12 protein-coding genes and 1 pseudogene are annotated in these 12829 nt (G+C 63.5%); 9 read left to right on the plus strand and 4 right to left on the minus strand.

All coding sequences use genetic code 11. The annotated features are described in order from the left end of the window. Window positions 1–164: 164 nt before the first annotated feature. The 7 genes from NKI88_RS11610 to NKI88_RS11640 all read left to right on the plus strand — a co-directional run bounded on the left by NKI88_RS11610 (window position 165) and on the right by NKI88_RS11640 (window position 7660). Window positions 165–1151, plus strand: a complete 987-nt coding sequence (locus NKI88_RS11610) for a tagatose kinase (protein WP_023834506.1) — start codon at window positions 165–167, stop codon at window positions 1149–1151. Beyond that, window positions 1148–2425, plus strand: a complete 1278-nt coding sequence (locus tag NKI88_RS11615; RefSeq protein ID WP_023703090.1) for a D-tagatose-bisphosphate aldolase, class II, non-catalytic subunit — start codon at window positions 1148–1150, stop codon at window positions 2423–2425. Before NKI88_RS11610 ends, NKI88_RS11615 begins: the two co-directional genes overlap by 4 nt. Window positions 2426–2478: 53 nt before the next feature. Beyond that, window positions 2479–3069, plus strand: coding sequence for a DUF922 domain-containing Zn-dependent protease (locus NKI88_RS11620; RefSeq protein WP_023743900.1), 591 nt, complete (start codon window positions 2479–2481; stop codon window positions 3067–3069). A 195-nt stretch (window positions 3070–3264) separates the two neighbouring features. After that, a complete protein-coding gene (locus tag NKI88_RS11625) occupies window positions 3265–4350 on the plus strand; it encodes an ABC transporter ATP-binding protein (RefSeq protein WP_352655210.1) in 1086 nt (361 codons plus the stop codon). Between the two features lie 39 nt (window positions 4351–4389). Further along, window positions 4390–5715, plus strand: coding sequence for an ABC transporter substrate-binding protein (locus NKI88_RS11630; RefSeq protein WP_352655213.1), 1326 nt, complete (start codon window positions 4390–4392; stop codon window positions 5713–5715). Between the two features lie 141 nt (window positions 5716–5856). Continuing rightward, entirely contained in the window at window positions 5857–6756 is a 900-nt protein-coding gene (locus NKI88_RS11635; protein ID WP_444849008.1) for a carbohydrate ABC transporter permease, read from the plus strand. 1 nt (window position 6757) lies between these two features. Next, a complete protein-coding gene (locus NKI88_RS11640) occupies window positions 6758–7660 on the plus strand; it encodes a carbohydrate ABC transporter permease (RefSeq protein ID WP_023673469.1) in 903 nt (300 codons plus the stop codon). 31 nt (window positions 7661–7691) lie between these two features. On the opposite strand, the gene NKI88_RS11645 is transcribed toward NKI88_RS11640, so the two are convergent. Beyond that, window positions 7692–8396: an SDR family oxidoreductase gene (locus tag NKI88_RS11645; protein WP_352655215.1), complete on the minus strand. Its 705-nt coding sequence runs from the start codon at window positions 8394–8396 to the stop codon at window positions 7692–7694. Window positions 8397–8527: 131 nt separating this feature from the next. Between NKI88_RS11645 and gcvA the strand changes: the two are divergent. Beyond that, window positions 8528–9426, plus strand: a pseudogene (gene gcvA / locus NKI88_RS11650) (transcriptional regulator GcvA). Between the two features lie 58 nt (window positions 9427–9484). Here the strand turns inward: gcvA and NKI88_RS11655 are convergent. Together NKI88_RS11655 and NKI88_RS11660 are read right to left on the minus strand one after the other, a co-directional pair. Next, complete coding sequence (locus tag NKI88_RS11655) at window positions 9485–10588, minus strand: flavin-containing monooxygenase (RefSeq protein ID WP_352655217.1); 1104 nt, start codon at window positions 10586–10588, stop codon at window positions 9485–9487. Between the two features lie 455 nt (window positions 10589–11043). Beyond that, window positions 11044–11460 (minus strand): winged helix-turn-helix transcriptional regulator, encoded by a 417-nt coding sequence (locus tag NKI88_RS11660; protein WP_023673465.1) that lies wholly within the window; start codon window positions 11458–11460, stop codon window positions 11044–11046. A gap of 137 nt (window positions 11461–11597) precedes the next feature. On the opposite strand from NKI88_RS11660, the gene NKI88_RS11665 reads away from it, so the two are divergent. Next, window positions 11598–12185 carry a dihydrofolate reductase family protein gene (locus tag NKI88_RS11665; RefSeq protein ID WP_023673464.1) on the plus strand — a complete coding sequence of 196 codons (588 nt, stop codon included), beginning with the start codon at window positions 11598–11600 and terminating at the stop codon, window positions 12183–12185. 95 nt (window positions 12186–12280) lie between these two features. Here NKI88_RS11665 and NKI88_RS11670 read toward each other — a convergent pair whose 3' ends face one another. Next, window positions 12281–12709: a VOC family protein gene (locus NKI88_RS11670; RefSeq protein WP_155927330.1), complete on the minus strand. Its 429-nt coding sequence runs from the start codon at window positions 12707–12709 to the stop codon at window positions 12281–12283. Between the last annotated feature and the right edge of the window lie 120 nt (window positions 12710–12829).

The raw sequence follows: 12829 nt of genomic DNA on the forward strand, positions 1-12829 counted from the left end.
ATCCCAGCCACCCGAATCCTGCAATGTGTACGCGCGGAAACAGATAAACTATACGCATGTAGAGTTTTATTGACTTCGCTGTATGTGCGATTTACCCGATAAACATTTGCGTCGGATAACTGCGCGGGCAAGCAATCAGTTTGCGTGTGAGAGGAATCGCAAGCATGAGCCTTTCGCGCCGAAGCGAGATCGCCGCCGAGGGCGTGGGGCCAACGATTGTCGCCGGCGAAATCCTGGTCGAGATCATGGCGACGGAACTGGGTTTCGGCTTCCTCGAGCCGCAGTCGCTTGTCGGGCCATTCCCCAGCGGTGCGCCGGCGATCTTCATCGATCAGGTCGCCCGGCTGGGAGGCGGCGCCGGCATTATCGGCTGCGTCGGCCGCGACGATTTCGGCACGCTCAACCTGGACAGGCTGGAGCTCGACGGCGTCGACGTCTCAGCCGTCGATATCAGCGACCGCTTCCCGACGGGATGCGCCTTCGTGCGCTACCGGCCCGATGGTATCAGGGACTTCGTCTACAACATCGCCGAATCCGCCGCCGGGCAGATCCACCTGACCACTGCTGCGCGCCTGCTGGCGGACAGGGCCGGCCATCTGCATATCATGGGATCGACGCTGTCGGTGGCAGGGCTGAAGGAGATCGTCAGCTACGCAGTGCAGGCGGTTCGTGCCCGCGGCGGCTCGACCTCATTCGACCCGAATGTGCGCAAGGAGCTGATCGACGGCTCCGACGGCGCACTGTTTTCCGCACTCATCGACGATGCCGACCTGCTGCTGCCGTCCGGCGACGAATTGCTCGCTACGGCGGGCGTCGATGACGAGCATCAGGCGGTGGCGGCGCTGTTTGCCAGGGGCGTCGGCGAGATCGTGCTGAAGCGCGGTGCTGACGGCTCTTCCTGGTTCGGCGCCGAGGGCGCCAGGACCGACTGCGCCGGTTTTCAGGTCGAGGAAGTCGACCCGACGGGCGCCGGCGATTGTTTCGGCGCCACCTACCTGACCTGCCGCCGCCAGGGGATGGAGCCCGGCAAGGCGCTGCTTTATGCCAATGCCGCCGGCGCCCGCAACGTCACCCGGCGCGGCCCGATGGAAGGCACCGCCGGCTTCGATGCGCTTGACCAATTCATCAAGGGAACAGCGAGACGGACATGAGCGCCAACCCGCTTGCAGGCCTCGCCAGCGCGCGCAAAAACGGCTCGCCCTACGGCATCACGTCTATCTGTTCGGCTCATCCGCTGGTGATCCAGACAGCGATACGACGCGCCGTTGCCGACAGGGAGAAAAACCTGCTGATTGAGGCAACCTGCAATCAGGTCAACCAGTTCGGCGGCTATACCGGAATGACCCCGGCGCTGTTCGTCGCCTTCGTGCTTGAGATCGCCTGCCGCGAGGGGCTGGAAGCCTCGCGCATCATCTTCGGCGGCGACCATCTGGGACCGAACCCGTGGCGCGCAGAGCCGGCGGCGCAGGCGATGGACAAGGCCGAGGCCATGGTCGGCGCCTATATCGCGGCCGGCTTCACCAAGATCCATCTCGACGCATCGATGGGCTGCGCCGGCGAGCCGGCGGCGCTTGACGACGAGACCATCGCCACCCGGGCGGCGCGGCTGGCAAAGGCGGCCGAAACGGGCGCGCACGCCGCAGGCAGCACCTTGCCGGTCTACATCATCGGCACCGAAGTTCCCGCCCCCGGCGGCGTCGACCATGCGATCAGCGAGTTGAAGCCGACCGAGGCGGCGGCGGCGAGGCGCACGATCGAGGTTCACCGGGAGATCTTTGCCCGCGAAGGCCTGACCGAGGCGTTCGGCCGCGTCATGGCCGTGGTGGTGCAGCCGGGCGTGGAATTCGGCAGCCAGAACGTCGTCGCCTACGCGCCCGAGAAATCCAAGGGCCTGACCGGCTTGCTCGATGAGCAGCCGTCGCTCGTCTACGAGGCGCATTCGACCGACTACCAGAGCCGTGCGGCTTTGACCGCGCTGGTCGCAAACGGCTTTCCCATCCTCAAGGTCGGCCCCGGCCTGACCTTCGCCTTGCGCGAGGCGCTTTACGGGCTCGACCTGATAGCATCCGAAATGATCACGGATTATGGCGACCGGTCGCTCGCCCGGACCATGGAAGGCGCGATGCTGGCAGCACCCGGCCATTGGCACAGCCACTATCACGGCAACGAAGCAGAGCTCTATGTGCAGCGGCATTACAGCTACAGCGACCGCATCCGCTATTATTGGAGCAACCCCACCGCTGTCGCGGCCGTCGAGCGCCTGCGCAAGGCGCTGGACGGGGTCGCCATTCCCGAAACGCTGATGCGGCAATTCCTGCCGGCGCTGCCGGCCGAACTCGGGTCGGCGGGCAATCCCGAGGCTATCCTTCTCGAAGCTGTCGATCAGGTGCTGGCCGACTATGACGCGGCCTGCCGTGGGACCTGAGTGCATTTGCGCCGGGTTGATCTTTGCCTCAGCCCAGTGTCTCTGACGTTTCCATGAAACCAGCCATGTTCTTTCTCCTGTTCGCGGCCTCTCTGCTGGCGTCGCCGGCACGCGCCGACTGGAAGCCGGTCGAAAAGGTCGAGACCTACGCCATCGCAGGGCGGACCGGCCCGGAACTCTATGCCGCGATCGGTGAAGCCGGCCCCTTGCTCGGCAAGGGCCGGGTCATCGCGCACACCAATTTCAAGCTGACCTGGACCAGGGACTACAGGCCGAAAGGCGACGCCTGCGAGCTGGTGTCGGCGCGGCCGAAACTGATCATCACCTACACCTTGCCGAAGCCGGCCGAACCGTTGCCGGCTTCCGTCCAGAAGAACTGGACGGTGTTCATCGCCGGGCTCGCCGCCCACGAGAGAGTGCATGGCGCAGCCATCGCCGAGATGGTGCGCAAGATCGAGGCGGTGAGCGTCGGCCTGACCGTTACTGATGACCCCGGCTGCAGCAAGATCAGAACCGAGCTGACGAGGCAACTCGCCCAGATCTCGCTGGCACAGCGGCAGGCGAGCCGCGACTTCGACCGAGTCGAATTCGGCCCCGGCGGAAACCTGCAGAAGCTGGTGCTGGCTTTTGTGAATGGGAGGTAGTTTGCCGGTGTGCCGGTCATAGCGCCGAGTGTTCCGAACGACAAGAGTACCGGCCGCATGGCCGCTTTACAGGCAGGCTTGGTAGCGCTACCGTCTGATTGTCGCGCGACCTGTTCGGGGAATGGGAGACGGTCGCGAGGCGGGAGAGGAGCGGTTTCCTTCGGGGCGTCGCAAGAAGCATTCGGGAGGAGATCGATGGCGTCTGTCGCGATCGGCGACGTTTACAAATCGTTCGGGACCGTCGAGGTCCTGCATGGCGTCAGTGTGGATATCGATGACGGCGAATTCGTCACGCTGGTCGGCCCGTCGGGTTGCGGAAAATCGACCCTTCTCAGGATGATCGCCGGCCTGGAAAAGATTTCTCGGGGCGAGATCGCCATCGGGGATCGGGTCGTCAACAACGTTGCCCCGAAAGAGCGCGACGTTGCCATGGTGTTCCAGAACTACGCGCTCTACCCGCACATGACGGTCGCCGAGAACATGGCGTTCTCGCTCATGCTCAAAGGTGTTTCGAAGGCCGATTGCGCTACCAGCATTCAGCGCGCCGCCGAAATCCTCGGGCTGGTGCCATTGCTGACGCGATATCCGCGCCAACTTTCCGGCGGCCAGCGCCAGCGCGTCGCCATGGGCCGGGCGATCGTGCGCGATCCACAGGTTTTCCTGTTCGACGAACCGCTCTCCAATCTCGACGCCAAGCTCAGGGTGCAGATGCGCGCCGAGATCAAGGAACTGCACCAGCGGCTCAAGACGACGACAGTCTATGTCACCCACGACCAGATCGAGGCCATGACCATGGCCGACAAGATCGTCGTCATGCATGACGGCATCGTCGAACAGATCGGACCGCCGCTGGAGCTCTACGACAGGCCCAACAATCTCTTCGTCGCCAGTTTCATCGGCTCGCCCGCCATGAACCTGATCAAGGGCGAGATCGTCACCGACGGGTCTCCGTCCTTTCGCGGCGCCGGGGGAATTTCCGTGCCGCTGGCCGGCGCGCCGGCCGTTGGCAACGGTCATCCGGTGGTGCTGGGAATACGGCCCGAGCATTTGCGGCTATCGGCAGACCAAGGCATTCCAGGCACCGTCGCGGTGGTCGAGCCGACCGGGTCGGAAGTGCAGATCATCGGCCGCACCGCCGGCGGCGACGAGATCGTCGCCAATTTCCGCGAACGCCATGCCTTCACACCGGGCGAATCCATACGGCTCTCTGCCGCGCCTGGCCTGATTCATCTCTTTGACGGCAAGACTGGAACACGATTTGAAACGCGTAACGGATGGTAAGGACCGCATAGCAAGGAAGATAAACCGGAGGAGACGACCATGAAATTCACGAGACGCGATGTAATCCGCACGACCGCAGGTGCCGCGGCGGGAGCTCTGGGAAGCCGGTTCGTCGGCTCGCCGGCTTTTGCCCAGGAGGGCTTGAAATACAAGCCCGAGGAAGGCGCAAAGCTGCGGCTGCTGCGCTGGTCGCCCTTCGTCAAGGGCGATGAGGATCAATGGCTGGCCAACACCAAGCGCTTCACCGAGGCGACAGGTGTCGAGGTTCGTGTCGACAAGGAAAGCTGGGAGGACATTCGCCCCAAGGCAGCGGTCGCCGCCAATGTCGGTTCCGGCCCGGACCTCATGTTCGTCTGGTTCGACGACCCGCATCAATATCCAGACAAGCTGCACGACGTGACCGAGCTCGGCGAGTATCTGGGCTCGAAATATGGCGGCTGGCACGACGGACCAAAGCAATATGCGACGCGGGACGGCAAGTTCGTCGGCCTGCCGCTGGCCACGATCGGCAATGCCATCGTCTATCGCGAAAGCTGGGTGAAGCAGGCCGGCTTCTCCGAATTTCCGAAGGACACGGCAGGCTTCCTCGAGCTTTGCAAGGCGTTGCAGGCGAAGGGACATCCGGCTGGCTTCACGCACGGCCACGGCGTCGGCGACGGCAACAATTACGCGCACTGGCTGCTGTGGAGCCATGGCGGCCAGATGGTCGACGAGAGCGGCAAGGTGGCGATCAACAGCCCCGAGACGCTAAAGGCGATCGGATACGCGCAGGAACTCTACAAGACCTTCATTCCCGGGACCGAAAGCTGGCTCGACGTCAATAACAACCGCGCCTTCCTGGCCGGCGAACTCGGCGTCATCGCCAACGGCATTTCCGCCTACAATACGGCCAAGATCAACAAGGACAACGATCCGAAGCTGGCTGAGATCGCCAAGGACATCCGCACTACCAACCTGCCGATCGGTCCCGTCGGGAAATCGGTCGAACTGTTCCAGGTGACCACCGCCGTCATCTTCAACTACACGCCCTACCCCAATGCGGCCAAGGCCTATCTGCAGTTCATGTTCGAGGATCCGCAGATGACCGACTGGATCACCTCCTCGGCGGGCTATTGCTGCCAGACGCTGAAGGCCTTCGACAACAATCCAGTGTGGACGGCCGACCCGAACAATGCCGCCTATGCCAAGGCCTCGGCGACGCTGCGCCCCAACGGCTATGCCGGGCCGCTCGGCTATGCCTCGGCGGCGACCATGGCCGACTATGTCCTGGTCGACATGTTCGCCAAGGCGGTGACCGGCCAGGCGACGCCGCAGGAGGCGATGGAGGAGGCGGAGAAGCGCGCCAACCGCTACTACCGCGTTTGATCACGGCACCGCCGGGCAGCGTCTAGTGCGCTGCCCGGCCCGTCGCACAATCCCATGGCGGCCGTTGACGCCGTGACCTGATTCCCCGATGAGGAGCCCTTCATGGCCGTGCCGTCCGTTGCCGCCCAGCCGCGTCCGTCGATGCTTTCGCGGATCTCCGAAAGCCGCAACGCGCTGGGCTTCGGCTTCATGCTGCCGGCGGCGGCGCTGCTGCTGGTCTTCCTGACCTATCCGCTCGGGCTGGGCGTCTGGCTCGGCTTCACCGATGCCCGTATCGGCCGCCCCGGCATCTTCATTGGCACCGAGAACTATCAGTATCTGTGGAGTGACGCCGTCTTCTGGCTGTCCGTCTTCAACACCTTGCTCTACACGGTCAGCGCCTCGATCCTGAAGTTCGTGCTCGGCCTGTGGCTGGCGCTCATTCTCAATGAAAACCTGCCGTTCAAATCGTTCTTCCGCGCGATAGTCCTGCTGCCTTGGGTGGTGCCCACCGTACTGTCAGCCATCGCCTTCTGGTGGATCTACGATTCGCAGTTCTCCATCCTGTCCTGGGCGCTGCAGCAAATGGGCCTGATCGACCACCGCATCAATTTCCTCGGCGATCCGGAGAATGCGCGCGCTTCGGTTATCGCCGCCAACGTCTGGCGCGGCATTCCTTTCGTCGCCATCACGCTGCTCGCCGGCCTGCAGACCATTCCGCAGTCGCTCTACGAGGCGGCCACGCTCGACGGCGCCAGTCGCTGGCAGTTGTTTCGTTATGTGACTCTGCCGCTGCTGACGCCGATCATCGCCATCACCATGACCTTCTCGGTGCTGTTCACTTTCACCGATTTCCAGCTGATCTACGTGCTGACCCGGGGCGGACCGGTGAATGCCACGCATCTGATGGCGACATTGTCTTTCCAGCGCGGCATTTCCGGCGGCCAGCTTGGCGAGGGCGCGGCCATCGCGGTGGCCATGATCCCGTTCCTGCTGGCGGCGATCCTGTTCAGCTATTTCGGCCTGCAACGCCGCAAATGGCAACAAGGCGGCGGAGACTGACATGGTCAAGACGGCCGCGACAAGGAAGGCGAAACGTGGGGATATCGACGAAGGCGGCATGGGCTACCTGCAGAGCCTGCCGCGCCGCGTGGTGACGGTCTATCTGCCGCTGCTGGTGTTCGTCTTCGTGCTGTTGTTTCCGTTTTACTGGATGACGATCACGGCGGTTAAGCCCAATCTCGAGATGACCGACTATGCGCAGTTCAATCCGTTCTGGGTGGTGCATCCGACATTGGAGCACATCCGCTATCTCCTGTTCGAGACCTCCTATCCGGGCTGGCTGCTCAACACGATCATCATCTCGACCGCCGCCACGTTCCTGTCGCTGCTGGCGTCGGTGTTCGCCGCCTATGCGATCGAGCGGTTGCGCTTCTCCGGGGCGCGGCAGGTCGGCCTCGGCATCTTCCTCGCCTATCTGGTGCCGCCCTCGATCCTGTTCATTCCGCTGTCGGTGATGGTGTTCAACCTCGGGCTCTACGACACGCCCTTCGCGCTCATCCTTACCTATCCGACCTTCCTGGTGCCGTTCTGCACGTGGCTGTTGATGGGTTACTTCCGCTCCATCCCGTTCGAACTGGAAGAATGCGCGCTGATAGACGGAGCGAGCCGGTGGCAGATCCTCACCAAGATCGTGCTGCCGCTGTCGGTGCCCGGCCTGATCTCCGCCGGCATATTCGCCTTCACCCTGTCATGGAACGAGTTCATCTATGCGCTGACATTCATCCAGTCCTCGGAAAACAAGACCGTGCCGGTGGGTGTGCTGACCGAGTTGGTGCGCTCCGACGTCTACGAATGGGGGGCGCTGATGGCGGGAGCGCTGATCGGCTCGCTGCCGGTGGTGGTGCTCTATTCGTTCTTCGTCGAGCACTATGTCTCGTCGATGACCGGCGCGGTGAAGGAGTGACGCGCCGGCTCACGCGAGGCGACCGGCGCGGTCAGATCGCGCCGATGATGCCGCCGTCGACGCGGATGTTCTGGCCGGTAATGTAGCCCGCACCTTCGGAAGCGAGGAAGGCGATGGTCGCGGCAATTTCCTCCGAGGTGCCGTAGCGCTGCATCGGCACGCTGTCGCGGCGCTCCTCGGTGGCCGGCAGGCTGTCGATCCAGCCGGGCAGCACATTGTTCATGCGCACATTGTCGGCGGCGTAGGTGTTGGCGAAGATCTTGGTGTAGGCGGCAAGGCCGGCGCGGAATACGGCCGAGGTCGGGAACATCGGGCTCGGCTCGACCACCCAGGCGGTCGAGATGTTGATGATGGCGCCGGCCCTCTGCTTGACCATCTGCGGCGCCACGATGCGCACCGGCCGGATGACGTTCATCAGATAGACGTCGAGACCGGTGTGCCACTGCTCGTCGGTGATTTCGAGGATCGGCGCGCGTGGCCCGTGGCCGCCGCTGTTGACCAGCACGTCGATGCGGCCGAAGCGCTCGAGCGTCAGATCCGCGAGCCGCTGCAGATCGTCATTCGACTGGTTGGAGCCGGTGACGCCGAGGCCGCCAAGCGCCTTGGCCAGAGCCTCGCCCTTGCCGGAGGACGACAGGATCGCGACCTTGAACCCGTCCGCCGCCAGCCGCTTGGCCGCCGCCGCGCCCATACCGCTGCCGCCCGCGACGACGACTGCTACTTTTTCTACACTCATCTCGATTTTCCTTCGCACGGGTTGGCGGGACTCTGAAGCCCATGTTTCCGACCTTCGAGCAATGCTATAAACGGTTTTGCCATCTGGTTCGAACCAGAAAGCCTGAAATCAAGCTGTAGAAAAACTCCTGCATGCCTGAAGCCTTCCTGAGCCTGCCACCATTGAATGCGCTGCGTGCCTTCGAAGCCGCCGCGTGTCATCTCAACTTCCGCATCGCCGCCGAAGAGCTGAACGTGACGCAAGGGGCGGTGGCGCAGCATATACGCGGGCTGGAGGCCGATCTCGGCACAAAGCTGTTCGACCGGCTGCCGCGCGGCCTGGCGCTGACCGATGAGGGCCGCGCCTATGTGCCGAACATTCGCCGCGCCTTCGAGCTGATCTCCGAGGCAACGCTGCTGTTGCGGCCCGAGCCGGCGCGACTGACAATCAGTGTCACGCCGAGCTTTGCCACCAAATGGCTGATCCCCAAACTGCCGGAGTTCGTCGCGCACAACCCGCTGGTCGATTTGCGAATCCTGGCCAGCGAAAGCCTGTCGAGTTTTCAGGCCGATGGCGTCGACATTGCGGTCAGGCAAGGCCGCCTGCCCTCCGGCGCCGGCCTGATGGTGGATCTTTTGTTTCCACAGCAGATCATCGCCATCTGCAGCCCTGCCCTGCTGCCGACCGGCGCGAACGAGATCGCGGCGGCCGATATCCAGCATCATGTCCTGTTGCACGACGCGCACAATCTGTGGCCGGAATTCATGGAGAGAGCGCTCGGCTGAAGATGGCCACCGAGGCCAAACGCATGCGCTTCAACCAGACAGGCCTCGCGATCGACGCCGCCATTGCCGGCCAGGGCATCGCGCTGGCCAGCCGGTTTCTCGTCGCTGCCGACATTGCCGCCGGCCGGCTGGTGCAGCCGATCAACGCAGAGATGCGTGGGACGCACGATTTCTATGTCGTGATGCCGCGCAAGCAACGGCACCCAGAACCGACGCAAGCCGTGCGGCAATGGCTGCTGGATGAGGGCGATGCGGCGCGGCTGTGATGGATAGCCGATCTCCCCGCAAGGCGGGAGATCCGCAGCTTGGCCGACGCCGCCCCTTTCAGCCTCGCCGAGCAATGTCGGCCGCCACTGCCTTCGCCTCGCGTCCAATTTCCCTGAGCAGACCGGTGACCGGATTGTAGAAGCCGACGAGGTAGAGGCCGAGTTGCGAGGCGCGGGCGTTGACGCCACTGCGCTCCGGCTGCAATTCCACGGGCAGAAACTTTTCGTAGCCCGGGCGATAGCCGGTGGCGAGGATGACGGCGTCGAAATCTTCCTGCCTGCCGTCGGTGAACGCAGCGCCGCGCTCGGTGAAGCCCGCTATGTCGGGCGCGATCTTGATGGCGCCTTTGGTGATGGCGTCGACCGTGCCGACGTCGATGACCGGGATGCGGCCGACTTCGTCGATCTGCTGCAGGATGCCCTGCTTCGGCCTGACGATGCCGTATTTCTCGAGCTTGCCCAGCGCGAAATCGAGGATGATCGGGAACATCCAGTCGTTCAGCGCCTGCGGCATCGGCCGGCTGGCGATGCCGACCATCTGGATCGGCACGCCGAACAGCTGGCGCGGCACGATGTGGACGCCCTTGCGCACCGAAATGGTCGGACGCGCGCCACTTTCCGCCAAGTCGAGCGCGATCTCGGCGCCGGTGTTGCCCATGCCGACGATCAGCACCGAGCGGCCGGCAAAGGGCGCCGCTTGCGTATAGTCGGCGCTGTGCAGCACCTCGCCCTTGAAAGCCTCGATAGCAGGGAGCCGGGGGATGATCGGCTCGGCATTGTTACCGCTGGCGATGACGACATGGCGCGCCTTGAGGTTGTCCGATCCTGTCTCGACCAGAAAACCGCCGTCCCCGAGGCGAATGGCTTTCACCGTCACGCCGAAGCGCGGGCGCAGGTCGAATTTTTCCGCATAGTCGTCGAGGTAACGGACCACCAGTTCGCGCGGCACGTAGCGCGGATAGTCCCTGGGAAATGGCAGGAACGGCAGCGACGAGAACGACTTCACCGTATGCAGATGCAGCCGCCGATAGTGCCGCCGCCAGGCGGGCGCGATCTCCTGCGATTTTTCGAGCAGGATGAAATCCACTCCTGCCCGCTTCAGGCAGGCACCGACCGCAAGGCCGGCAGGCCCGGCGCCGACAATAACGACAGTGGTGTCCAAGCGATTCTCCTCCCGCTAGCTCCTTAGGCTACGCGTAGAAGCGCAGGCGGGACAAGGCGCGCCTCACCTTCTCCCCTTGTTGGAGAAGGTGGATCGGCGCGCTAGCGCCGAGACGCCTTCGCATCGCGGCGCGCACGCTACGCATCCTGTCCGGTCTCGGCTCACCCAGGGTGACGAATGTCTATCCCGGCAATCGCCCATGCTGTCGGACGGGCTGCCTGTCGCCGGCCGCACCGCGGTCGAAGAGCTCTACGTGCATGGCGGCATGGGCCAATCGGCATGCATGCCGCCCCCGCCATCGCGCGCTGGCTGGAAGAGGCCGTGGTTCGGGCGATGGCAATCCGAAGCAGACATGGCTCCGGCCACAGCGATTTGCGGGATGGGAAGGGTGAGGCTGCGCGACGTCGTGTCGATGTAGCCCGCCATCGGCCCGAAGGGAGGGCTGGCGTTGCTCCCTAGCCGATATGCTCGGCGCGCAGCTTCTTCTTTATCTGCTCCAGGCCTGCCTCGCCGCCCGTCGCCAGTTCATCGGCGATCCTTGCCAGCTTGTCATCGGCGTTGCGGTATTTGCTCCCCCAGGCGCCGAGCGTCGCCAGCACCGGCAACAGGTCGATGCCCGCCTCGGTCAGCTTATAGATCGCCTTGAGCTTGTGCGTGGGGTCGTCGCTTCTGGTGACAATGCCCTCATCCTGCAAGGTCTGCAGCCGCTCGGCCAGCGTGCGCGACGAGATGCCTTCGCCTGATAGCAGAAACTCCCGGAAGTGCCTTTTTCCCGCGAAAATCATGTCGCGGATGATCAGCAGCGTCCAGCGGTCACCGAGCAATTCGAGCGACAGGCTGATGGGGCAGCCGGATCTTTCCCTGGTCGACATTCTCAATGCTTCCATTTCTAAATCACTTTACTATTGACATCATTTTTCTCTCGTGTCAATGGTTCCGAAAGTAAAGCAATCACCAACGCCGCCTGACCTGGCGCTGGTGACACCAGAGCTCAATCAGGAGAACGACGATGAGAAAACTGATCCTGCAGATGCAGATGTCGGTCGACGGTTTTGTCGGCGCGGCCGGCGATGAGCACTGGCAGCTCTGGGAATGGGGCGCCAACTGCCCGTGGGACGACGACTTGAAGCAGGATTTCAACGCGGTGTTCGCCGGCATCGATACCATTCTGCTCAGCCGCAAGATGGCCGAAGAAGGCTATCTAACCCATTGGGGCAATGCGGCAAAAAACTATCCGCGCGATCCCTTCTACGCCTTTGCGCAGCGCATCGTCGAGGCGCGCAAGGTGGTGCTGAGCGACAAGCTCGCGGCATCGCGGTGGGAGCGCACGACGCTTGCCAGCGGCGACCTGCCGCGCGAGGTCAAGGCGCTGAAAGCTGAAGGTGAAGGCGACATGGCGGTATTCGGCGGCGCCGGCTTTGCCTCGGCGCTGATTGCAGCGGGACTGGTCGATGAGTTCCAGCTGTTCATCAATCCGGCCGCGCTGGGCGACGGCGAGCGGATTTTCGACTGTGGCGGCTTCCTGAAATTGCGCCTGCTTGGCTCTAAAGCCTATGCCTGCGGAATGGTGGTGAACCGCTACGCGCCGGCAATGTGAAGTAGTTCAGCGATTGAATCCGTGGACCGCTTCAACTCTTTGTTTTTACGAGAACTCCGGACGGATCACCGCAACCCGCTCCTCGTGAACCTGCGCTAGAAATTGATCTCGACCGAAGCGGCACTTCGCTTTGCCGGCCCGTGAAACACCGCCTCGATGTTGTTGCCGTCGGGGTCGAGCAGGAAGGCGGCGTAGTAGCCGGGGTGGTAGGGCCGCTCACCCGGCGCGCCATTGTCGGCGCCGCCGGCATCGAGGCCGGCCTTGTAGAACGCATCGACCATGGCCTTGTCCCTGGCCTGGAGGGCCAGATGATGGCGCCCGGTCAGCTGTCCCCTCGCCGCCCGGCTGTCGAGGCTTGAGATGAACAGCTCGTCGGCCCAGAAATAGTCCTCGGCCTCGCCGCCGATCGGAATGCCGAGCACCTTGAAGACGGCTTCATAGAAGCGCCGGCTCGCCTTGAGGTCCCTGACCACCAGCTGGACGTGGTCGATGAGGCGGCCGCGATGCAGTTCCATGAGCGATATCTCCCGTCGCGAGACCACAAAGCTAGTGCCGCGGAGCGGCTCGTCAATTCGGCAGTCTATCTTGTCGGCGCGCTTGGCAGCCTTACACCCCTGCTTTTGTCATATCCGGATGGACTTCCA

This window comes from Mesorhizobium sp. M0317 (assembly GCF_040321555.1).
Classification (GTDB): Bacteria; Pseudomonadota; Alphaproteobacteria; order Rhizobiales; family Rhizobiaceae; genus Mesorhizobium.

Bases quoted from the DNA above. Each gene is read 5' to 3' on its own strand.
- NKI88_RS11630 (WP_352655213.1), top strand. From the start codon at position 4,390: ATGAAATTCACGAGACGCGATGTAATCCGCACGACCGCAGGTGCCGCG.
- NKI88_RS11625 (WP_352655210.1), top strand. From the start codon at position 3,265: ATGGCGTCTGTCGCGATCGGCGACGTTTACAAATCGTTCGGGACCGTC.
- NKI88_RS11665 (WP_023673464.1), top strand. From the start codon at position 11,598: ATGAGAAAACTGATCCTGCAGATGCAGATGTCGGTCGACGGTTTTGTC.
- NKI88_RS11620 (WP_023743900.1), top strand. From the start codon at position 2,479: ATGAAACCAGCCATGTTCTTTCTCCTGTTCGCGGCCTCTCTGCTGGCG.
- NKI88_RS11640 (WP_023673469.1), top strand. From the start codon at position 6,758: ATGGTCAAGACGGCCGCGACAAGGAAGGCGAAACGTGGGGATATCGAC.
- NKI88_RS11610 (WP_023834506.1), top strand. From the start codon at position 165: ATGAGCCTTTCGCGCCGAAGCGAGATCGCCGCCGAGGGCGTGGGGCCA.
- NKI88_RS11660 (WP_023673465.1), bottom strand. From the start codon at position 11,460: ATGTCGACCAGGGAAAGATCCGGCTGCCCCATCAGCCTGTCGCTCGAA.
- NKI88_RS11645 (WP_352655215.1), bottom strand. From the start codon at position 8,396: ATGAGTGTAGAAAAAGTAGCAGTCGTCGTCGCGGGCGGCAGCGGTATG.
- NKI88_RS11615 (WP_023703090.1), top strand. From the start codon at position 1,148: ATGAGCGCCAACCCGCTTGCAGGCCTCGCCAGCGCGCGCAAAAACGGC.
- NKI88_RS11635 (WP_444849008.1), top strand. From the start codon at position 5,857: ATGCTTTCGCGGATCTCCGAAAGCCGCAACGCGCTGGGCTTCGGCTTC.